This window comes from Allobranchiibius sp. GilTou73, from assembly GCF_021391335.1.
GTDB lineage: Bacteria > Actinomycetota > Actinomycetes > Actinomycetales > Dermatophilaceae > Allobranchiibius > Allobranchiibius huperziae.
In genome coordinates this window covers 2363666-2383665 of sequence record NZ_CP090051.1, presented here as the reverse complement: position 1 = coordinate 2383665, position 20000 = coordinate 2363666, and the positions used below count along the sequence as shown (strand labels likewise).

13 protein-coding genes are annotated in these 20000 nt (G+C 69.5%); 3 read left to right on the top strand and 10 right to left on the bottom strand.

All coding sequences use genetic code 11. The features are described 5' to 3' along the window. Window positions 1–11: 11 nt before the first annotated feature. From LVQ62_RS11780 to LVQ62_RS11765, 5 genes are read right to left on the bottom strand one after another with little or no spacing between them, the layout of a single operon-like run. A complete protein-coding gene (locus tag LVQ62_RS11780) occupies window positions 12–1799 on the bottom strand; it encodes a hypothetical protein (RefSeq protein WP_233761819.1) in 1788 nt (595 codons plus the stop codon). Beyond that, window positions 1796–2881 (bottom strand): glycosyltransferase family 4 protein, encoded by a 1086-nt coding sequence (locus LVQ62_RS11775; protein ID WP_233761817.1) that lies wholly within the window; start codon window positions 2879–2881, stop codon window positions 1796–1798. The genes LVQ62_RS11780 and LVQ62_RS11775 overlap by 4 nt, the downstream gene beginning before the upstream one ends. Then, the gene (locus LVQ62_RS11770) at window positions 2878–3480 is read right to left on the bottom strand and encodes a glycosyltransferase family 2 protein (RefSeq protein WP_255696396.1); all 603 of its coding nucleotides are present in this window, start codon (window positions 3478–3480) and stop codon (window positions 2878–2880) included. The genes LVQ62_RS11775 and LVQ62_RS11770 overlap by 4 nt, the downstream gene beginning before the upstream one ends. Next, on the bottom strand, window positions 3456–3737 hold the full coding sequence (locus tag LVQ62_RS17565) for a glycosyltransferase (protein WP_255696395.1): 282 nt from the start codon (window positions 3735–3737) through the stop codon (window positions 3456–3458). The genes LVQ62_RS11770 and LVQ62_RS17565 overlap by 25 nt, the downstream gene beginning before the upstream one ends. Further along, window positions 3721–8100, bottom strand: coding sequence for an alpha-(1->3)-arabinofuranosyltransferase family protein (locus tag LVQ62_RS11765; RefSeq protein ID WP_233761815.1), 4380 nt, complete (start codon window positions 8098–8100; stop codon window positions 3721–3723). Before LVQ62_RS11765 ends, LVQ62_RS17565 begins: the two co-directional genes overlap by 17 nt. A gap of 199 nt (window positions 8101–8299) precedes the next feature. Here LVQ62_RS11765 and LVQ62_RS11760 point away from each other — a divergent pair, with 199 nt between their 5' ends. Continuing rightward, on the top strand, window positions 8300–9637 hold the full coding sequence (locus LVQ62_RS11760) for a lipopolysaccharide biosynthesis protein (protein ID WP_233761813.1): 1338 nt from the start codon (window positions 8300–8302) through the stop codon (window positions 9635–9637). Here the strand turns inward: LVQ62_RS11760 and LVQ62_RS11755 are convergent. The 5 genes from LVQ62_RS11755 to LVQ62_RS11735 form a co-directional block, all read right to left on the bottom strand. After that, window positions 9608–10438 (bottom strand): class I SAM-dependent methyltransferase, encoded by an 831-nt coding sequence (locus tag LVQ62_RS11755; RefSeq protein WP_233761811.1) that lies wholly within the window; start codon window positions 10436–10438, stop codon window positions 9608–9610. The genes LVQ62_RS11760 and LVQ62_RS11755 overlap by 30 nt on opposite strands. 117 nt (window positions 10439–10555) lie before the next feature. Continuing rightward, window positions 10556–11980, bottom strand: a complete 1425-nt coding sequence (locus LVQ62_RS11750) for a hypothetical protein (RefSeq protein ID WP_233761809.1) — start codon at window positions 11978–11980, stop codon at window positions 10556–10558. A gap of 143 nt (window positions 11981–12123) precedes the next feature. After that, window positions 12124–14031: an acyltransferase family protein gene (locus LVQ62_RS11745; RefSeq protein WP_233761807.1), complete on the bottom strand. Its 1908-nt coding sequence runs from the start codon at window positions 14029–14031 to the stop codon at window positions 12124–12126. A 38-nt stretch (window positions 14032–14069) separates the two neighbouring features. Further along, the gene (locus LVQ62_RS11740) at window positions 14070–16037 is read right to left on the bottom strand and encodes an acyltransferase family protein (RefSeq protein ID WP_255696394.1); all 1968 of its coding nucleotides are present in this window, start codon (window positions 16035–16037) and stop codon (window positions 14070–14072) included. 60 nt (window positions 16038–16097) lie between these two features. Further along, the gene (locus LVQ62_RS11735; RefSeq protein WP_233761804.1) at window positions 16098–16835 is read right to left on the bottom strand and encodes a hypothetical protein; all 738 of its coding nucleotides are present in this window, start codon (window positions 16833–16835) and stop codon (window positions 16098–16100) included. Window positions 16836–16929: 94 nt separating this feature from the next. Between LVQ62_RS11735 and LVQ62_RS11730 the strand changes: the two genes are divergently transcribed. Together LVQ62_RS11730 and LVQ62_RS11725 are read left to right on the top strand one after the other, a co-directional pair. Then, window positions 16930–18891 (top strand): acyltransferase, encoded by a 1962-nt coding sequence (locus tag LVQ62_RS11730; protein ID WP_233761802.1) that lies wholly within the window; start codon window positions 16930–16932, stop codon window positions 18889–18891. After that, entirely contained in the window at window positions 18888–19934 is a 1047-nt protein-coding gene (locus LVQ62_RS11725; protein WP_233761800.1) for a sugar phosphate nucleotidyltransferase, read from the top strand. The genes LVQ62_RS11730 and LVQ62_RS11725 overlap by 4 nt, the downstream gene beginning before the upstream one ends. Window positions 19935–20000: the final 66 nt, after the last annotated feature.

The window sequence follows — 20000 nt, the reverse complement described above, 5'->3', positions numbered from 1 at the left end:
CCACAGAGGGCTCAGTCAGGTAACTCTTCGGTAACCATGCTTCGGCGCGTCGCGACCGCCTCACCCGCCAGGAGCAACGGCGTGACCGCCAGGCCCGCGAGACCGAGGTATCGCCACGCACCGTGCCGAGCCGACCCGGCCTGACGGTCAGGGTCGGCTCCGAGATCGTAGAGGGTCAGCCCGGACGTACGGACGACCACGGCGCCGCGCGTCCCGGTGGGCAGCGCGGTGTCCGCGCTGGTCGGCTGGTCGGTCTCGAGCAGCACGTACCGCACCCCCGCGGCCTGCAGGGCGGCGCGTACGTCGGCCCGCCTTTCGAGGGCCCGGGTGATCCGGGCGGCGTCCGCACTCTCGCCGCGCACGATCCGCGAGGACAGCGGCAGGTCGTCGTTGACCACCACCTGCCGGTCCAGCAGCCGCTGCCACGGGTCGAGCACGACCTGGTCGTGGTCGAACGCGTACCGCCGGTAGAGGGTCCAGGGGAAGACCGCGACGGCACCGGGCGGCAGCGCGGCCACCCGGTCCTGCACGACGACGTACGACGCGGGGTAGCGCACCGCCGACCACCGGTCCCCCTGGCCCCACGCCAATCCGGTGAGCACCACCAGGGGCCACAGCGCGAGCAGCGTCGCGACACCGACGGCCGCGCCGCGGTCCGCGCCGACCCCCCGCCCGAGGTCGCGCACCTTCTCGGCCAGCAGCCCCGCGCACACCGCGACGAGCAGCACCCACACCGCCACGAACTTCTGCGAGTCGCGCAGCAGGCCGCCTCCCGGAAGATCGGTGACGGCGGCGGTCACCAGGTGCCGACCGCCGGGCAGCGAGCCGGCGCCGGCGACGAGAAGACAGACCACCCCGGCGACGGCGAGCCCGACGTACGCCGGCGAAGCCGGCCAGGCGCGGGACCACGCGGCGTACCCCACGCAGACCAGCACCATCAGCAGCCCGAACCCGCTGACCAGCGCCGACGAGCGCCCGGGCGTCCAGGTGCCGGCGTTCCAGATCCCCCCGCCGGTGACCAGGGAGCCGAATACGCCCCACGAGGTGTCCGCCCGCGCCATGAACGCCGTCACCCCCGCCGAGTCCGCGGCGCCCGTGGAGGCCGACGGGGCGAGGAAGAGGAAGGGGAACCACCATGGCGCGTTGGCCAGCACGAACACGCCGACCGCCCAGGCGGTCTCGCGGCCGCGACGAACACGGCGTACGGCGGGCGTTCCCGGCCGGCCAGGCACCATCAGCACGGCCAGCGTCACGAGCAACCCGAGGATCGCGCCGGTCGACCCGGTGAGGGCGGTGAGCACGGTCCAGACCCCGAGCCGCAGCCGACCGCGAGGGCGGCCGAGGCGCACGTCGGAGGCCGCCGACAGCAGGAACGGGAGCGCGGCGTACCCGAGCAGGAACCCCCAGTGGCCGATGGCGAGCCGCTCCGCCAGATAGGCGTTCCAGCTCGCGAACAGCGCCGCGGCGCCCGCACCGAGCCGCGAGGACATCAGCCCGCCGACGCCGGCACCCACCCCGACGAAGACCAGTAGCAGCAACGCCTTCTGGACGACCCAGCCGGGCACCACGTGGGAGGCCAGTGCGACGACCAGGTCGTTGGGTACGGCGCGCGGGACGCTGCCGTCGACGCCCAGGGTGCGGTCGGACAGATCCAGCCGCGGCACGAAGACCATGTCGTAGAAGAGCAGGTAGCCCGGTCGCAGCGCGGGGCCGAGGGCGAGCAGCCCGCTCAGCAGGCCGACGAGCGCGCCGACGCTGCGGACGCCGAAGCGGGGACGCGCCGCCGCGGGAGGGGTCACCGGTGCTGCGCCTCGACCGAGGCGAACGCCTCCCCCATCCGGGCACACTGCGTCGGCAGGTCGTGCTCGGCCAGCATCCGGGCCCGGTTCGCGGCCCCGACCTCCCGGGCGCGCGGCAGGTCGGTGAGGAAGTGCAGCAGCCCCTGCGCCAGCTCGTCCACGTCGTCGTCGACCAGCAGGTTCGGCGGCTGCACGGCCTCGTCGTTGGTGCCGCACCGGGTGGTCACCACGGGCAGACCGCACGACTGCGCCTCGAGGTAGGCCAGGCCCAGCTGCTCGGTCCATTTCCAGGTCGCCCGGGGCGCGGTGCAGAACACCGCGGCCGAGCGCAACAGCTCCGCGACACCGGCGGCGTCCAGGCTGCCGCGCAACTCCACCTGCCCGGGGTGATCGCGTGCCTCCTGTTCGATACGTTCGCGCAGCGGACCGTTGCCGGCGACGACCAGACGCGCCTCGGGGACGGTGCGGCGTACGAGCGCCATCGCGTCGAGGACCCGGTCGATGCCCTTGTTCTCCGCGAGCGGGGAGGTGAACACCACGACCGGTTCGACGGCCGGCTGCGGCGCGGGGGCAAAGAGCGTGGTGTCGACGCCGGGCTTGACGACCTGGATCCGGTCTTCGTGGAAACCGTTCTCCAGCAAGTGATCCCGAGCGGCGTCCACCATGCACAGCAGCAGGTCGGCGCCGCGGCTGGCGTGCACGGCCTGCCGGTAGGGCGGGATCTTGTAGAGCGGCTGATCCGGCAGGTTCTCCCAGGTGATGACGGCCTGCAGCGGGCGACGCGTGCCGCGCGAGCGCCAGCGAGCCGCCTGACCGGTGACCAGCGAGCACAACTCGAGACTCGTGACCCAGTCGTACGCCGCCGGGTCCTGGTCCCCCAGCCCGCGCACCCACGCCAGCGCACCCGCCTCGACGAAGCGCTTCACCGGGCGCCGGTAGGTGCTCCGCACCCACTCGATGTCGCCGATCGGCTGCTGGGCAGCCAGAGCCGTGACCTGCGTCTGCGGCATACGGGACATCCAGTAGAGCTCGCGCCTCGCCCGCTGGTCGGGCAGCGACACCCAGAGCAGGCGACGGCTCACGCCGTCGCCCCGGCGCGGCCTGCCGTACGACGGTCGCGACGTCCGCGGCGCGCACCGAGGGTGTAGCCGACGACCTCCAGCCCCCGCAGCAGCACCATCCCGGCGGCGTGCGCCGGATCGCGGACCAGCAGGCCGCGCGCGTCGACGTAAGACTTGACCAGCGCACGTCCCTGCGCGCCGACGGCTCCCCCGTGCTGACCCTGGAGCGCGGGGATGCTGCGACCGTAGTAGTAGCGCTTGCGCAGCATGTCGGGCACGGTGAGGTGGCCCTCGTCGTGGTCGACGAGGACGTCCGCCAGCTCGATGCGGGCACCGGCGGCGTGCATCCGCAACCGCAGATCGGCGTCCTCCGGCCCGGACATGTCGAGCCGGAATCCGCCGTCGTCGATCAGGAAGTCGCGCCGCACCAGCCGCGGGTTGTGCAGCCACGGCTGGGTCAGGTAGCACTCGCGTTCCAGTGCCCGACACGCGGTCCAGAAGCCGTCGCCGATGGTGCGTTCGGGCAGAGCGACACCGACTGCATCTGTGTCACGCGCGGTCCGCACCGCCGCCGTGATGCTGTCCGGGGGCAGGATCATGTCGCTGTCGAGCCACAGCACCCACTCCCCTCGCGCCGCGGCGATGCCGGTGTTGCGCTGCGCGGACCGCTCGGGGCCGGCGGTGATGACGCGGTCGGCGTACCGCTCGGCGATCCGGGGGTCGCATCCGTGCTGTGGTTGTCGACGACGATCAGCTCGACATCGACATGGGTCTGTGCCCGCACCGACGCCAGGCAGGAGTCGATGGTGCGCTCGTTGTCGCGGGTGGGGACGACGACGGAGACGAGTCCGTCGACGTGCTCAGTGCTGGTGTCCACCGGTGAACTCCGGTTCCTTGTCCTGGGCTGGGTCGTGGGGCGTGCGGGTGGGTGTCGGCGGCGGCAGGTAGTCCCGCAACGCACCGGTGAGCGCGACGAGCAGCCCGGCCGCACCGAGGTAGTGCGGCCAGAGACTGACCGCGACGGCGTCGGCGCTCACCTGACCGATGAGCCCTTTGGCCCACAGCACGATCAGATACAGCACCACGGACGCTCCGACCAGCGCCACTCCGGCGGTGATGAGCCACTCGGAGGGCAACGGGGCCCAGCGCAGCACCGCGACCAGCACCAGGGCGGTGACCAGACCGGCGTACCCCAGGAAGAAGGTCGCCGCAAGCACCAGCGCGATCTCGACACCGACCCGGCTCATCGGGCCGGGCCACGGCCCGGCATCGCCGTGCGGCACGCCGTCCGCGCTCGCGGGAGCGCTCGAGCGGACATCGTCGTGCGCTGCCTGGACGGGTTCCCGACCTCGCCCCCAGGGCGCATGCCACCGACGTACCAGCGTGGGATCCCGGTCTGCCGCAACGAGGGTCCCAGCGGTGTCGGGGGCGGGTTCGTCGTCGTCCGACTCGCCCGCGCGCGCCGCCTGGAGGCGGCGCCGTACGGGGCGCCAGAGGCCCGTCGCGAGCACGATCGCTGCCAACAGCACCAGCCCCGACACCGCGAGGGCCACGTTCGAGGCGCGCTGCGGGCCGTAGCGGATCCGGATGTCGTAGGTGCCGCCGGACGGCAGCTTCCAGCCGACCGAGTACCCGTCCAGGACCACAGGCTTCCCGAGGTCGCGGCCGTTGGCCGTGGCATGCCACCGCGGGTCGTAGCTCTGGCTGATGACCACCGCGAACGCCCCGCTGGAGCGCACCTTCAGTGACTTGGCGGAGGCGGAGTTGTGCACGTGGGTGACCGTGGGCGCTGCGGGGACCGCAGCGGTGGGCGTGCGGGTGTCGGTCAGCGCGACCGAGTCGAGCGTGAATCCGGGCGCCTGCTCGATCCGCCGGGAGCCGCCCTGCAGCGAGGTCCGCGCGCAGCCGGTCCACCGGGTCCCCTCGTCGGAGGGACCGGCGAGGACGGACGTCGTGGGCCGCATCCGGATCGGCTGGCCGTCGATGGTGGCCACCGTGAGGCAGCGCGCCCCGCTGCCGTTGACCTGGTCGAGCGGGCCGGCGCTGCTCATGCGCATCGAGATGCCCGTGTCGATGCTGGGGAAGCGTGCCGGCAGGCCCTGCGGCGGGGACGTCGCGCCGGTGAAGGTGATGCGGACCGTCCGGCCGGTCACTCGCGGGAAGGTGACGTTCGTGGTGCCGTCCTCGGTGAGCGCGGTGGTGGCGACACGCTTGCCGTCCACGGTGACGACCGCGGAGGTGGCCCACTGGGTGCGTGTCGCACCGGTCGTGCGGTCGCCGGTCGCCGGGCTCTGCCGGATCGAGACGGAGTCCACCGAGCGGGTGGGTCCGGCGATCTGCCACCACGAGTTGCGCACGCCGTTGCCCGGCACCCACGCCGTACTCGCCGCGTTCTGGCCGGTGTCCGCCGCCTGGGACGCTCGCACGGAAGGGTTGTCGAAGTAGAACCGGGAGGAGGTCGCCTGCACGTCGGCGGAGTAGCCGGCGACCCGGTCATACACCGGCTCCAGCGGCCCGTCGACCCGTACGTCGGCCGCGGTGGTGAAGGTGCGCGCGTCCGGGAGGGCGACGATCCGGCGCAGGCCGGTCTCCTCGTCGTCGGCCGTCGACGCAGTGCCCTGCAGGCGGGTCAGCAGCACCGAAAGGGGCGTCCGGTCGAACTCTGACCGCCCGGCCGCGTCGAGCTGCGCGTACTGGTTGGAGAAGGTCGTCGGGGTGCGCGCGGTGCGGACGGCGAGCGGCCCGGGCATCTTGATGTCGGAGATACCGACGAGGTTGTAGCCTCCGCCGCGCTCGGAGTCGACCGTGACCTTGACGCTGCCGGCCGGCGTGTTGCCCATGGCGAACGACGCGTAGCCGGTGTCCGGCATCCGCTGGGTCACCGAGCGACCGCCCGCGGTCACCGTGAGTCGGTCGATCTTCGAGCGGCCCACATCGGCCTGCTTGATGCGGATGGTGCCGAGCGGGATCGGGGTGGGTTCGGTGACGGTGAGGCTCTGGCCCTTCGCGCGTCCGAAGTCGCCGAAAAGCCACGCGGTGGACGGGTCGCCGTCGAGTGCGTTCTGTGGGGCGGCGTACGGCAGGTCGAAGAACGTCCCACCCTCGGACGTCGCGCTGACCTGCGCGCCCGAGGGCACCATCACGGTCTGGTCGTCGGTGTCCGTGCCCAGGGCACGGGTGCTCGCCGGCGTCTGCGCGGCCGTGAGGAGCGGACCCTCCCCGTTGCTCAGCCGGTTGGTGATGGCGGCGCGTCGCGCGTTGGTGTCGGTGATGATCAGCCGGTGCTCACCGCCGAGCACGGAGGTCATGTTGCGCGCAGAGATGTCCTGGGCGTACTGGAACGACGGTGCGGCGCTGAGCAGCCCGGCCGCGGACAGCTGCGCGATCCCGGATCCGTCGCCGGCGACGACCAGCGAGTTGTCGGTGCGTTCGGCCCGCACCGAGTCCAGCGGATCGACGACGGCGTACTGCTGCAGCGGCGGCAGCTGGTCCTCGCCGTACGCCTCGGGGTTGGTGCCGGGGCCTTCGGTGTACTCGCCGTCGAAGCCGTAGTTGCGCACGCCGAAGAGCCCGGGGTCGGACGCCAGCACCTTGGCCGTCGTCGAGGGGCGGGCACCGCCGGCGTCCTCCCAGTCGATGTCGTGGCGCAGCAGGATCGTGTCCGCGCCGAGGTAGCGCGCGTACGCGGACATGGCTGCGGGAGGCACCACGCCGTTCTGCAGGGTGTCGTTGAGCGCGGTGAGGTAGTTGGCGCCGGGCGCGGACGCGTTGGGTGTGGTCTCCGGGATGATCACGTCACGGCGGAAGAGGGAGTTGGCCACGTCGTCGGGACGTTGCACGGTCCATCGGTACGACGGCCGGGTCTGCCCCGGCAGGAACAGCACCGAGGCGTTCGAGTCGCCCTTGTCGATGGCGGACGCGGCCTGGTGCCAGTAGTCCGGGATGTCCATCGGAGACAGGTAGAGCCGGTTGGTGAGCGCCGGTGAGACCCAGCCGGTGACCAGGATGACGGCCAGCACAGCGGCCAGCGGCGCCCAGAAGTCCAGGTGCGCGATCTTGCGCCAGACCGTCCGCGCCGCGAAGCCGAGCGCCAGCGCGAATCCCAGCGCGAGCAGGGCGCCGATCTTGTTGGTCGTGCGGAACGCCGCCATGCCGGGCAGTTGCAGGAAGCCGACGACGACATACCCGAACGGCGAGGCGGGAGCAGCCTGCGCGGGGAACGCCCCGACCTCGATGATCGCTGCGACGGCCGCGAGCCCGATCACCAGCCCGCGCAGCAGACCGCGGCACCAGCGCAGCGCCAACAGGCCGAGCACGGGCCACAGTGCGGTCAACACGATGATGTACGGGCTGGTCAGGTACGACGCGTACTGGCCCTCCCACGGTCCGTTGGCGTCGTGCCCGTAGAGCGGCCACAGCCCGAGGCCGCGCAGCACCTCCGGGAACGACCCGACCTTGGCGATACCGGTGATGGTCTCGGAGCTGTCGACGATCTGGGACCCGGTGGACAGGGCGGCGGCAGCCGGCACCAGCCAGTAGACCGACACCCCGACGACGAAGAGCGCGCACTTGAGCAGCACCCGCAGGATGTCGCCCCAGCCGATCTGCCAGCTGCGCCGCGCGAACACCATCAACGGCAGCAGCGCGAACAACTGCAGGATCGGCACGACGGCGACGTTCATCCCGCTCATCGCAAAGAAGACCAGCCCGAAGACAGCTGGCCAACGCCACCCGCGCGGGTCGCGCAACGCACGGACGAAGACCAGCATCATCCAGGGCAGCAGGGCCATCGGCAGCGCGATCGCCAGCGTCGAACCGGCCTGGATCGTGTACGGGTTCGCCACGTAGAGGACGCCTGCGGCGAGCCCCGCCCACCGATCGGCACGCGGTGAGATCGAGCGCAGCAACCGGTTGGCCCCCCACGCCGTGAGCGCCCACAGCACGAAGTGGAAGATCCGGTAGGTCGTGCCGGCGCTCAAACCGATGGCCCGCAACGGCGCGAGCACCCCGAGCACCGAGACGAGGCCGACGTTGAAGTTGGGTGCCCCCAGGTACGGCGTGCCGGTCCAGGAGGACAGGTACTGGCGCACCATCGCCCACGGCGCGAGATACACCTCGGGCTTGATGTCGGTGTAGAAGTGGCCGTAGCCGTTGAGGAAGACCACGAGCGCCAGCACGAGCAGCAGGCCTGCGACGGAGACGGCGTACCTCAGGTCCGACCGTTCGGCGGTGCGCAACATCACAGGCACTGCTGGTCGGCGCACAGGGAGGGAACTTTCGCGGACGAGGAAGGAGCTTCGGGTCTTGCCGGGCGCACCGGACCTCAGGGGGTACGGCGGCCGGGAGCTGTTCGGACTGCGAGCAAATATAACCCGTGGGTAACCTGGGCACGTCAGTCCAACGTGCTGTACCCCTTTCCTCCTGTCCGAAGGCCCACTTGTGACGATCGATGCCAGCAACTCCTCCCACGAGCGGACGGCTGCGAACCCGGAGCCTGTGAACGGGGTGCCGCAGGCCACTGAAGTCCCGGCCGACAGGAAATCCCCCGGCGCGGTGCTCGGCGCGGTGCTCGGCGTCGCCATGGGCCTCTCGAACGCCCTGGGTTACCTCATCGTGCTCTTGCTCTCGCGAACGCTTGGACCCGAGGATTTTGGCGGGTATTCCGCTCTCAGCACCTTCGGCGTGATGCTCGCGATCCCTGCTGGCGCCTTCCAAGTGGTGATCGCGCGTCGCGTTGCGAGCAGCAGCCACAACGAGATGACCACCGGACTACGTCTGGCGGCGGGTGTCTCTTTGGGGCTCTTCGCCACGATCGCTATCGCGTCGACCGGACTGCGCCAGGTATTTCATCTCAGTTCCGCATGGTCCGCGGTGCTGATGGGGGCGATGTTGGTGCCCATGACTGTGACCGGGTGCTTCCAGGGGATCCTTCTGGGCACCCACAGGCTGCGGGCGCTTTCGCTGCTCTACGTGGCGACTGCGACGACGCGGCTGGGCGCAGCGTTGCTGGCTGCGGTACTGGGCTTTTCCGTCCTGGAGGTCGTAGCGGCGATGTTCGTGGCCGGTGTCGTGACGGCCGTGGTAGGCACTGCCCTGTGCCGCACCGAGGTACGCGCCATCGGCACCTCGGGGCAGCATCTGGCTGGTGAGATGCTGCGTTCCAACTCCACACTCGCTGCGCTCATCTCCCTCACCAGCGTCGACGTGCTCCTCGCCAGGCACTACTTGTCGCCACATGCGTCCGGTGGCTACGCCCTCGCCTCGACTTTCGGGCGCGCGATCTGTTGGGGCACCCAGTTCGTCGCACTGATCCTGGTGCCGCGAATGCGCAGTTCGGATGCTGCTCGTGCTCTTCTCAAGGCCAATGGTCTGGTCTTCGGCATCGGGCTGTTCGGGTTGTTCGTCGTGAGCCTGAACCCCGGATTCTGGGTGCGGCTGGCGGGAGGCAGTCAGTACGCCGGCTACGGACATCTTGCTCAGGCGTGTGTCCTGCTGGGGAGCGCCTGGGCGCTTGCACAGGTGAGCTTGTTCTCCGAAATGGGCGCACGAGAGCACACGTTGGGCGTTGTCACCTGGACCGCCGTGGTCATCGAGACCCTCGCAGTCTCAGTGTTCTGGCATCGAAACGCCGCGGAGATCGTCACTGTGTCGATGGTGTGCGCGTTCGGGGTAGCGGCCTGCGGGCTGATAAGGATCTCCATCCGCCATACCCGGTTCCGCATGTCAACCCTGGCCCAGGAGTCGGCCCTAATCGCCACGGATCGTGTGCGACCGTGAGCGGACCACTTTCTCCACTGCCTTGAACGGAGCAGGAAACACGCCGGCGGCTTTCCAGATGGCGGCGTTCAATCGGTGTTGGAGGTGAGCCTGGTACTGCCGCAGCATCTGATCGCCCGTCGACAGTTCGCTGCGTCCGGTGGTCCTGCGAAACACGAGGGCCTGCAGCCCGTTGGACCACCGCGGGTCGTCGGCACGTCCGGAGTTCCACGTCTGCGCGATGGTCCAGCCGGGGTGGCGGCGCATGAACAGACGGTGAGCGCGCTGCACGACCGGCCAGCTCGCGTCGTCCACCAGCACCAGCGCCTCGTCGGCCAGCAGCGGCTCAGCCACGGCGAGGGCTAGGTAGTGCGACAACACGGTGTGTTCTCCGTCATAGAAGTAAACGCCCACCGGCTTGGTGACGGTGCCGGACTGCGCCATCAGCTTGAAACAATCGCCTTCGAGGAGACGCACCGAGGCGTCACCGGCGTGGCGACTGAGGTTGTCCTCGAGCTCGGCGCGCGCCTCCTGACCGGCCATTCCGAACTCCATGAAGTTCTCCATCACGAAGAAGTCCTTCGATCCGTTGTCCTGCACCGCCGCGCAGAGCGACCGGCCCTTGAACGTGCCGACCTCGAGGTAGGCCTCGTCCTGCGGGAGGACGGCCGCCGCGACGTTGAGCACCGCAAGCTCGTTCGGTCCGGTGAACCCGGCGACGTCCTGCGCGATGCGCGCCCACCGGGGGTCGACCGGGTCGGTGTCCTGGGGATTACCGGGGAAAGCGTGCTGAAGCTGCGTGAAGAACGCGGTGGTGTCCATCGACTGCTTTCGACTCGTGGAGCGACATACGCCGCCGGTGGCTGCTGGGATCGCTCACTCTACTGACGGGTAGAAACTGTTCGCTCCGAACCACCGCGTTCTTTCTGTGCGACGTCGTCAGCGCCGGACCACCCAAGGGGCGCGGCCGTCGTGCAGCCGTAGAATAGGCGCGGTGCGTGGCGCATGGACGGTGCGGCGGAACGCGTCGTCCTCGGGATGCGGCCACGGAGAGTCGTAATAGGGCGTGTACCCGTCGTTTCTCAGAGCGATCACGATCGCGGTCTGATAGCTGGAGTAGGACCGGCCGCCATCCGCATCAACGATGACGGGGCCGCCCCGTAGGCCGTCTGCTCGCAGCGCAGCCGTTGCCGATCCGACGACGGCGCGGGCACGGTCGACGTCACTAGATTCCCGGGGCGTGATGAACATCGATCCAGGCGCTCCGGGCGCCACCACAGCTCCCGCGACGGCCAGGGCCGCACCGATCGCGGCGAGGTTTCCACGACGAGGGACGCGGAAGCGCAGCCTCCGGTAACCGATTGCGCCCATCACGAAGAAAGGCACCGTGATGGCCATGATCAGGTACAGCAGTCGCCCGCTTCCGCCAGCGGCGATCGCCAGCAGCGCCCCCAGGGCCATCAGGCCCGCCGTCCGTCGGATCGCCCATCTGACGGGAACTCGCCGACGTCGCAGCACCGACCGCCCGACCCAGACCGCGATCAGGAGCACGATCAGCGCGCCGACGACGGCCGCCGGGCCGTGGGTGCCCATACCGAGGGCCCAGATCTGCGAAGCGTTGTTGGGGTGGATGAGCCACAACTCCACAAGCGAGGGAAGCCAGCAGAGGATCAGGAGCGCCGACGCGAGTACTCCGGTGCGTCTCCATACCGGGGTGTCACCGGCCCCTATCTCCCTCGACAGCGGCCACCACGCACCGTGGCGCCGGTGCCACCGCACGATTCCCACTCCTGCGAGCACGCCGAGCAGCGGGAGCAGCAGCGCGACGAAGGTCAGGTTCGCCTGCACCACGAAGCTGGTGATCGCGGTGAACCAGGGCAGTACGCGCACGTGTCCGAGGAACAACCGCCAGGCGAGCACCATCACAGCCAGCAGCCCCAGCACCGGTGGCCACGGATTCCAGGGCAGGACCAGACTCGGGCCGATGATCAGTTCGGCGCCGAGGATGCTCGCGAGGACCACCCCGAGCCCGCGCTCGCGCCCTGCGACCCATCCGTGCCAGAGCGCTACCGTCACGAACCCGATCGCGAGCACCAGGCATCCCACCACCAGTCCGGCCGAACGCCACCCGGAGACCAGGTACGGGATCGCAAGCAGGTAGAACTCCAGGGGGCCGGGGTGGTGTGCCGATGCACCCGGCACCGACAGCCCGCTGGTCGACCGCATCCCGAGCAGCGGCGGGTGCGCGCTGAACACGTCGCGCGCCTTCAGAGCGATGATCGCCTCGTCACCCTGGGGCAGCCATCCCTGCGCGATCCACCCCACGGCCCACACCACGAGCGGCACCGACACGACGGCCGCCACCGCGACCAGCTGTCCATGGCGCAGAAACCAGTCCCGCCACCCAGGGTCCGCGGATCGGCGACCAGAGGACACCGGCCCGCGCTCCGTGGCGACCTTGGCCCAAGCATCCATATTTCGCGAGGTGCGAGCACCCTGACCCGGGGTCATCGGGCGAGTGCGTTCCGGCGGATCTGCGGAGCCAACCAGGTCCAGACCATCGCGGCTCCGTCCGGCGAGAAGTGCAGCGTGTCGTGGTAGAGCCCCACGTCATTGAGCGACGGGTGGTAGCCGCCGGCGCACAGCACTCCGTGCAGGTCGATCAGACGGCTGTCCGGATGCGTACTCACCCAGCCGGCGATGACCCCGTTGGCCCAGTCGACGGTAGCGTCGTCGTTGGCCTGCGCCGCGAAGAAGCGCAGCTGCGGGTCTAGTTCCTGCTCGTCGACCCGGTGGCACGGCAGGTTGATGACCTGCAGGCCGCCCACGCCCGAGGCCCGTGCGTTGGTCGCGATGTCGGTCAGCGTCTGCTCGATGAGTGCCGCGCCGGCAGGCGTGCGGGGGTTCACGTCGCGGCCGTCTACCCGGTGCGCCGTGAGGAACTGCAGACCGGCCAGCAGCACTGCGCTGGTATCGCCGGCCTGTCGCATCTGGGTGGGCCAGGTGCGGCGCCAGGGCGCGCACTGCGGCTCCGCGGCACCTACCTGCCCAGCGTGGACGGTCGGTGCGTCGATCAGGTCACACCCTATGAGGGTCTGGTCGGAGAGCGTGAGGTCCTTGTACGCCGAACCGTCCCAGCCGGCGGCGAGCGCGGATCCGGTGGAGTCGCCGAGCAGCCCGAAATGCACCTTCGGCGCGCCCGCGACGTACGTCGGCGATCCGGGAACCAGGGTGACGCCGCGTCCGACCGCCGCGGAGGTGCCCTGCCAGAGCACGAGTGCTCCGATCGTGGTGAGGACCACCGCTCCGGTCGGTACCAGCCGCCGCAGGGAGGGCCTGCGCCAGATGCCGCGGATGCCGTGCATCATGAGCGGCAGCTCCAGGACGTGAAACGACAGGGACGCGGCCCCTACGGCGACGAGCAGCTGTACGCCGGCGGCGACGGGGCCGGGCAGGAACGGCAAACGCAGCCACAAATGGATGGGCCAGCTGTAGAGGTAGAGGCTGTAGGAGATCCGGCCCAGGTAGACCAGCGGCGCCCACGCGAAGAGGCGGTTGATCAGCAGGTGCCTCCGGTCGATGGAGGCGAAGCCCATGAGTCCCGCCGCGACCGCGAAGAGCAGCATTCCGCCGTCGTTGTAGACCCAGGCCGACGTGGGCGTGAGGATGAACACCGCGGAAAGCGACGTGAGGAACCCGACCCAGGCGAGCACGTGGGTGAGGGTGCGGCCGAGCGGCCGTGGTTCTCGGCCGCGTTCGTCGGCGCCCAGCAGGAACCCCATCGCGACCCCCACGAGCAGGGCCTGGGCCCGGGTGTCGGTGCCGTAGTAGAGGCGCGCCTGGTCGGTGATGCCGTGGTAGCCGAGGTGCGCGGTCCACAGGGCCGACACGCAGGCCAGTCCGAACGCGACGCCGGCCCGGATACGGCGCGAGCGGGTGGCCATGCAGATCAGCAGCAGCAACAGGGGCGCCACGAGGTAGAACTGCTCCTCCACCGACAACGTCCAGGCGTGCCGCAGCGGTGAGGGGTGGCCGAACAGCTCGAAGTACGCGTCCGAGCGTGTCACCAGGCGCCAGTTGAGGAAGAACCCCAGAGTGGCGAAGGAGTCGCCGCCGTACTCCTTGCGTTTGGCGGCAGTCTCGAAGATCCAGCTGTGCACCAGCACCGCGATCACGAGGACCAGCATCGCAGGGACGATGCGCCGAATGCGCCTGCGGTAGAAGCGGATCGGATCGATCCTCCCGGTCTTGGAGTGCTCTTTGATGAGCATCCGGGCGATCAGAAACCCCGAGAAGACGAAGAAGTGGTTGATGCCGATCCAGCCGCCGGCAAGCTGCGTCACGCCGACGTGGTAGAGCAGCACCAGCACGACGAAGAAGCCCCGGTAGCCGTCGATCGCCGCATACCGTGCCATCCCCCGAGTAGTCCCCACGACGGGAGTGGGGGTGGCCGTCACGCGCCGCTCCGGGACGCAGACGCCGCCGCGCGGATCTGCGGTGCAAGCCAGGTCCAGATCATCGGTGACGCCGCAGCGGAGAAGTGCACCTGGTCCTCGTAGACCTGCAGTCCGTGCAGCTTGGGCTGGAAACCTCCCCGGCAGAGGGCGCCGTACAGGTCGATCACGTGGACCCCGTGCGTACGGGCCCACCCGGTCAGGATGCTGTTGAGCAGCACCGGATCGCTCGCCTGGTCGATGATGCGCTGCGGTTGGTGCAGCAGCGCCTGATAGATCGCCGGCCACTGCGCGATGTCGCGGTCGCGACACGGGACGGTGACGATGCTCATCGACCTGACGCCGGCCGTTCGAGCCGCGTTTTGATACTTCGTCAGTGTCGACTCCACCAGGGCTCGGTAACTCGCGTCGTCCAGGCTGATGCGATGTCCGCCCGCCGCGACGTGCTGGAAGGAGGTCGTCGCACCTCCGAAGAGAACGAACTCCTGCGCGCCGGCCTGACGAAGCTTCGCCTGCAACCCCTGCTTGGTGGCGGCGCAGGCGCCGGAGTCCGGCGTCTGCTGTGCCTGGGAGTAGTACACCGGTATGGGGAGCAGGTCGCAGCCGGGTTGGGCGAGGTTCGTCATGTCCAGGTCCGGATACCGGCCGGCCGGTTCGTGCTGCAGAAGCAGGTAGGGCACCGAGTCGCCGAAGACCGCGACCTTCGTGGTCGTCGCGGCGGGGCGGTACGCCGGGGTGCCGGGCACCAGCATCGGCACCGGTCCGGTGCTGGCCCGGGCCGGAGCGGACGCGTTCCCGGTGGTGAACGCGAGGACGACGACCGCCGCCAGGGCGCCAGCGGCCAGCGCCCTGCTGGTGCGCAACGACGGCACGAGTGCCCGCAGACCCCCGCGGATGACAGGCCGCTCCACGAACCGGTACGACGCGGCGGCGAGCCCCAGCGTGAGCGCCATCCCGAGGAGAAGGGTCGGCGCGGTGCCGATTCCGGGATCGGCGCGGCGTAACCACAGCAGTACCGGCCAGTGCCACAGGTAGAGCCCGTAGGAGATCCGCCCCAGGTAGGCGAACGGTCGCCAGCCGAGCACCGTGCGGAGCAGGGACGGCCGCTCGTCCGCGCACGCGAGCACCAGGGCTGCGGACGCCAGCGCGAAGACGAAGATGCCGCCGTCGTCGTACATGTAGCGCTGGAACGACGTGACCCCGAGATAGGCGTAGACCATCGCGGCGAGTCCGCCCCAGCCCAACACTGCGACGGCAGGGGCGGGCAACCGGACCGACTCGGCACGGCGCCTACGCAGCCCGGTCCAGAACGCGAGAGCGGCGCCGATGCACAGCGCCTGCGCGCGGGTATCGGTGCCGTAGTAGACATGCGTCTGGGCGTCCTGGGTGGCCACCCCGATGTGCGCGGTCCAGGCGGCGCTCACCAGCCCGAGGGCTAGCAGCACGGCTGCCTGCACCTCGCGGCGGCGTACCCAGCGCACGAGAGCGAGCACCACCAGCGGCACGAACACGTAGAACTGCTCTTCGACCGACAGCGTCCAGGCATGCCGCAGAAAGGAGGGATTGTCGAACAGCTCGAAGTACTGGTCACCGCGCAGGATCAAGTGCCAGTTCTGCACGTAGAACAACGTGGCCAGAATGTCCGCGCGCAACGGACCGCGCACCGCGTCGGGCGCGACGAAGGTGCCGTAGACGCCCAGGACGACCAGCAGCAGGCACAGGCCCGGGAGCAGACGCCGCGCTCGCCGCCGGTAGAAACCGATCACGTCGACCCGACCCGAGCGAGCGCGCTCCTCGATGAGCAGCCGGGTGATCAGGTAGGCCGACAGGACGAAGAACAGGTTGATACCCACCCAGGCGCCCTGCAGGAAGGTCAGCCCGAAATGGAACGCCATGAAAAGCAGCATCGCGGTACCCCGGACGCCGTCGAGCGCGGGCGAGTAGCGATAGAGCGTCCGACGAGGCATCAGGTGGCGGGTGGCATCGGGGTGGGCTTGCAGCAGACGTGAATCGACCGCCGGCACGCGTCAGCGACGGCCGCGCGGACCGTCCTGCTGGTCGTACTCGTCGTCGTGGTCATCCTCATCGACGTCCACCCTGCGGCGGTTGCGGTCGGCGAACCTGTCGCCGAAGGGGCGCCGCAGGGAGTTCTGGGACTCGGCCGTATCAGGCTCGTCGACCGCCGCGGCGGGGGTCTCGTCGACATCGGCGCGGTCGCCGGCGACCGGGGCAGCACGGCCTGAAGTCGCAGACGCCCCGCCGGTGCGTGCGGACGCCGGGCGGGCGGCCGCCGACCGACCGGGCGTCCGACCTGCATCTGAGCGCTTCTCCTGCCGTCCGCTTTCCTCGACATCTCGGCCATCGCCGCGTCGGCGGCTCCGCGGTGACTCATCCCAGTCGTCGTCATATCCGTCGTCGTATCCGTCTTCCCAACCAGGACGGGGCTTACGAGTGCGGGTCGAGGTGTCGAAGCCGAAGAGGGCCGCGCCGGCACCGCCGAGCAGAAGGCCGCCGATGAGCAGCCCGCCCGCCCGGTACTGTCCGGCCTTGACGACCTGCTTGCAGTAGGCCTTGCCGAAGCTGTCGCTCACCGGCTTGACCGCGTTACCGCAGCCCAGATCGGGGCTAGTGGCGGAGTGCACGCTCAGGGGCGCCACCGCTGCGAAGATGGCCGCAAGCACGACAGCCAAACCAATGAGCAGCGAGACTTTCGTGCCCGTGCGCGGGAGGTAGAGCGTGCGGGTCTGGCCGGACTCGGGAGGCATGCGGGCGATACTAGCTGTGAACCCCGTCACCTGGTTACCAACGGGTATCTATACTCGACGCGCGTTCGCCGACAGCCACCCCGAGGGAGCCTTTGTGCCGCAGCACCCGCACAAGTCCCTCCCCTACCGACCCGCCCTCGACGGGTTGCGAGGCATCGCCGTCGCCGCGGTGGTGATCTACCACGTCTGGCCGAACGCTCTCCCAGGTGGCTGGCTCGGAGTGGACCTCTTCTTCGTGCTCTCCGGGTTCCTCATCACCTCCCTCCTCACTACTGAGTGGGCACGGTGGGGCTCGATCAGCCTGCTGGGCTTCTGGACTGCACGCGCGAGACGGTTGCTTCCGTCTCTGGTCGCCATGCTGCTGGCGGTGACCGTCGCTTCTCACTTCTGGACACTGCCGAGCCGTCGCTCGGCGGTCAGCTGGGACGTGGTGGCGGCACTGTTCTATGGGGCGAATTGGCGGATGTACGTCTCCAACGAGGCGTACTTCGCCACCGACGTCGGGCTTCCCTCGCCCGTGCGACACACCTGGTCGCTGGCCATCGAGGAGCAGTACTACCTGCTCTACCCGCTGTTGCTCCTAGCACTGCTGTTCGCAGTGCGCCGCGCGCGCCCCCAGTGGCGTCGGCACCTTCTGGGCGTCGCGCTGCTGACACTTGCTCTCCTGTCCGCGTGGCGTATGCAGGCGCTCTACGTCCCCGGCATCGATCCCAGTCGGGTGTACTACGGCACCGATACCCGAGTCTTCGAATTGCTGATCGGTTCGGCAGCCGGAGTGTGGGTCGGCGGTCGAGAGTTCGGTGGCCTTCGACGCCGCAAATTCGACACAGTGGCGGGATACCTGGCCTGGCCTGCGCTCGTCGCACTGGCTGTCGCATTCGCCGTCCTGCACGACGACGTGTCGGCTTTGTTTCCCTACGGCCTCGTAGTACTGAATCTGATTGCGGTACTGCCGATCATTGCTGGGGCCGCCCGCCGACGGTCTGCTGTAGCGACTCTTCTTGCTCGCGAACCACTGCGCAGACTAGGCCTCATCAGCTACTCCCTCTACCTGTGGCACTGGCCAGTGGTGGTCTTCCTTGGGCCCACACGCCTGCCGCTGCGCGGTCTGGAACTGGGCGCCACGCAGATCGTCGTCTCTATAGCGCTGGCGAGTGCCTCGTACCGCTTCGTCGAGCAACCCATTCGGGCGGGTGGACTGCGGTCATTGATGCCAACCGCACCCAGCAGCGCGCGACTCATCGGCATCATCGCCGTGCCTGCGTTAGTTGTAGCCAACGTCGTCGTCGCGCAGAGAGCGGACGGTAGTGAGGGTGCCCAGTCCGTAGGCGCGACAGCCGCGTCATCGTTCAGATTCGCTCCACAGCCTTATGTCCCATTGAGGACCGTGCACCGGATATCCCTCATCGGCAACTCGATTCCCGCCAGCGTGGACGCTGCTTTTCCCGCGTCCCGGTACCCCGATATCGATCTCAGACCCGATTCCAGCTTCGGATGTGATCCGTTCGGCGGTGCAGTCGTCGTCGCAGGAAAGCGTGAAGAGCCTTTGGCCAACTGTGCACAGTTTCGCACTCAATGGAGTAAGCAGCTACGTACCGATCGGCCGGACTTAGCGGCTTTCTTCATTCCGCAGACAATGGTCTTGGATCATACGATCGATGGTCGCACAGTGGCATTCGGGACAGCTGCATACACGACGTTCATTCGATCGACCCTGGATGGCGTGCGTCAAGGCGTGACGTCGAGCCGTATAGCGCGCTTCGTCGTTGTCACGCTGGCCTGCCACGACCAGCCCCTCGCTCAGATCTCTCAAAAAGTCGCGATGGTCAATGACATCACGAGGGTGAAACGCACCAACGCCATTGTGAGCGCGTGGGCCAAGGATCGTGGCGTACCGATCGTCGACCAGTTCGGCTTTTTGTGTCGTGCAGGCTTCCACTCGGAAATCAACGGGATACCGCTCTACACCGATGGTCTGCATTTCTCGCCGGCATCGGGAGCGATCTTCTGGAGCTGGCTGGCGCCGCAGTTCCAACAGATCCTGCGCCGCGAATGAACCCGCGGCCCGATGTGTACGCCGTCGTCCTGGCGGGCGGTCTCGGCAGCCGGCTCGCGCCGCTCACCGACAACACCCCCAAACCGCTGCTGCCGGTGGCGGGCGAGCCGGTGGTCGTCCATCAGCTGCGCTGGCTCGCCGCAGCCGGCGTCACACGGGTCGTGCTCACAACGTCGTACCGGGCGGAGCAGTTCGAGCCCGCGCTCGGTGACGGCTCGGCGTACGGCGTGCGGCTCGACTACTGCCACGAGGACCAGCCGCTCGGCACCGGAGGGGCGCTCGCGGCGGCGGCCGACCGGCTGGCGTCCGCGCCGGGCGATGCGCTGCTGGTGCTCAACGGCGACCAGCTCACCGGTCACGACGTGCGACGGCAGCTGTTCCTCTTCGACGAGGCGCGATCGGAGCAGGGCTGCGTCGTGAGCATCCATGCCCGGCCGGTCGACGACGCGCGCGCGTACGGGCTGCTCTCCGTGGACGGGCACGACCAGGTGGTCGGGTTCGAGGAGAAACCCACCGAGCTCGTCGCGGGGATCGTGAACGCCGGCACCTATGTGCTCGACCCCGCCTGCCTGCAGGAGGTGCCGCGCGGCGAGCCGGTCAGCTTCGAGCGCGACGTGATGCCGGGGCTGCTGCGCGACGGTGCGGTGGTGACGGCGTACGTGCAGGACGCCTACAGCATCGACGTCGGCACGCCGGCGACCCTGGTCGCGGCGTCCCGGGACGCGGTGCTGCGCCACGGACCTGCGCTGATCGATCCGGGTGCGACGGTCGACCCGACGGCAGCCGTGGTGGGCGGCTCCTGGGTCGGTCCCGGCGCTCAGGTCGGCGCGGCGGCCGTGGTGGACGGAAGCATCGTGATGACCGGAGCCGAGGTCGGCGCGGGCGTGGTGGTGCAGCAGTCGGTGATCGGCCAGCGCGCCCGCGTCGAAGGGCCGATCATCCTGCAGGACAACGCGATCGGCGACGAAGCCGTCGTGGAGGCCGGCCACGGACCGGAACCGGGCGACAGTGTCCCGACCGGCGTCACCCTCCCCCGGCCCTGACCCTCACCGCATCGAGCGGAGATGTCCGCCGTCGAGCGGAGGGGTCGTGTACCCCTCCGCTCGGGG

Bases quoted from the DNA above. Each gene is read 5' to 3' on its own strand.
- LVQ62_RS11755 (WP_233761811.1), bottom strand. From the start codon at position 10,438: ATGGACACCACCGCGTTCTTCACGCAGCTTCAGCACGCTTTCCCCGGT.
- LVQ62_RS11740 (WP_255696394.1), bottom strand. From the start codon at position 16,037: ATGCCTCGTCGGACGCTCTATCGCTACTCGCCCGCGCTCGACGGCGTC.
- LVQ62_RS11725 (WP_233761800.1), top strand. From the start codon at position 18,888: ATGAACCCGCGGCCCGATGTGTACGCCGTCGTCCTGGCGGGCGGTCTC.
- LVQ62_RS11745 (WP_233761807.1), bottom strand. From the start codon at position 14,031: ATGGCACGGTATGCGGCGATCGACGGCTACCGGGGCTTCTTCGTCGTG.
- LVQ62_RS11735 (WP_233761804.1), bottom strand. From the start codon at position 16,835: ATGCCTCCCGAGTCCGGCCAGACCCGCACGCTCTACCTCCCGCGCACG.
- LVQ62_RS11765 (WP_233761815.1), bottom strand. From the start codon at position 8,100: ATGTTGCGCACCGCCGAACGGTCGGACCTGAGGTACGCCGTCTCCGTC.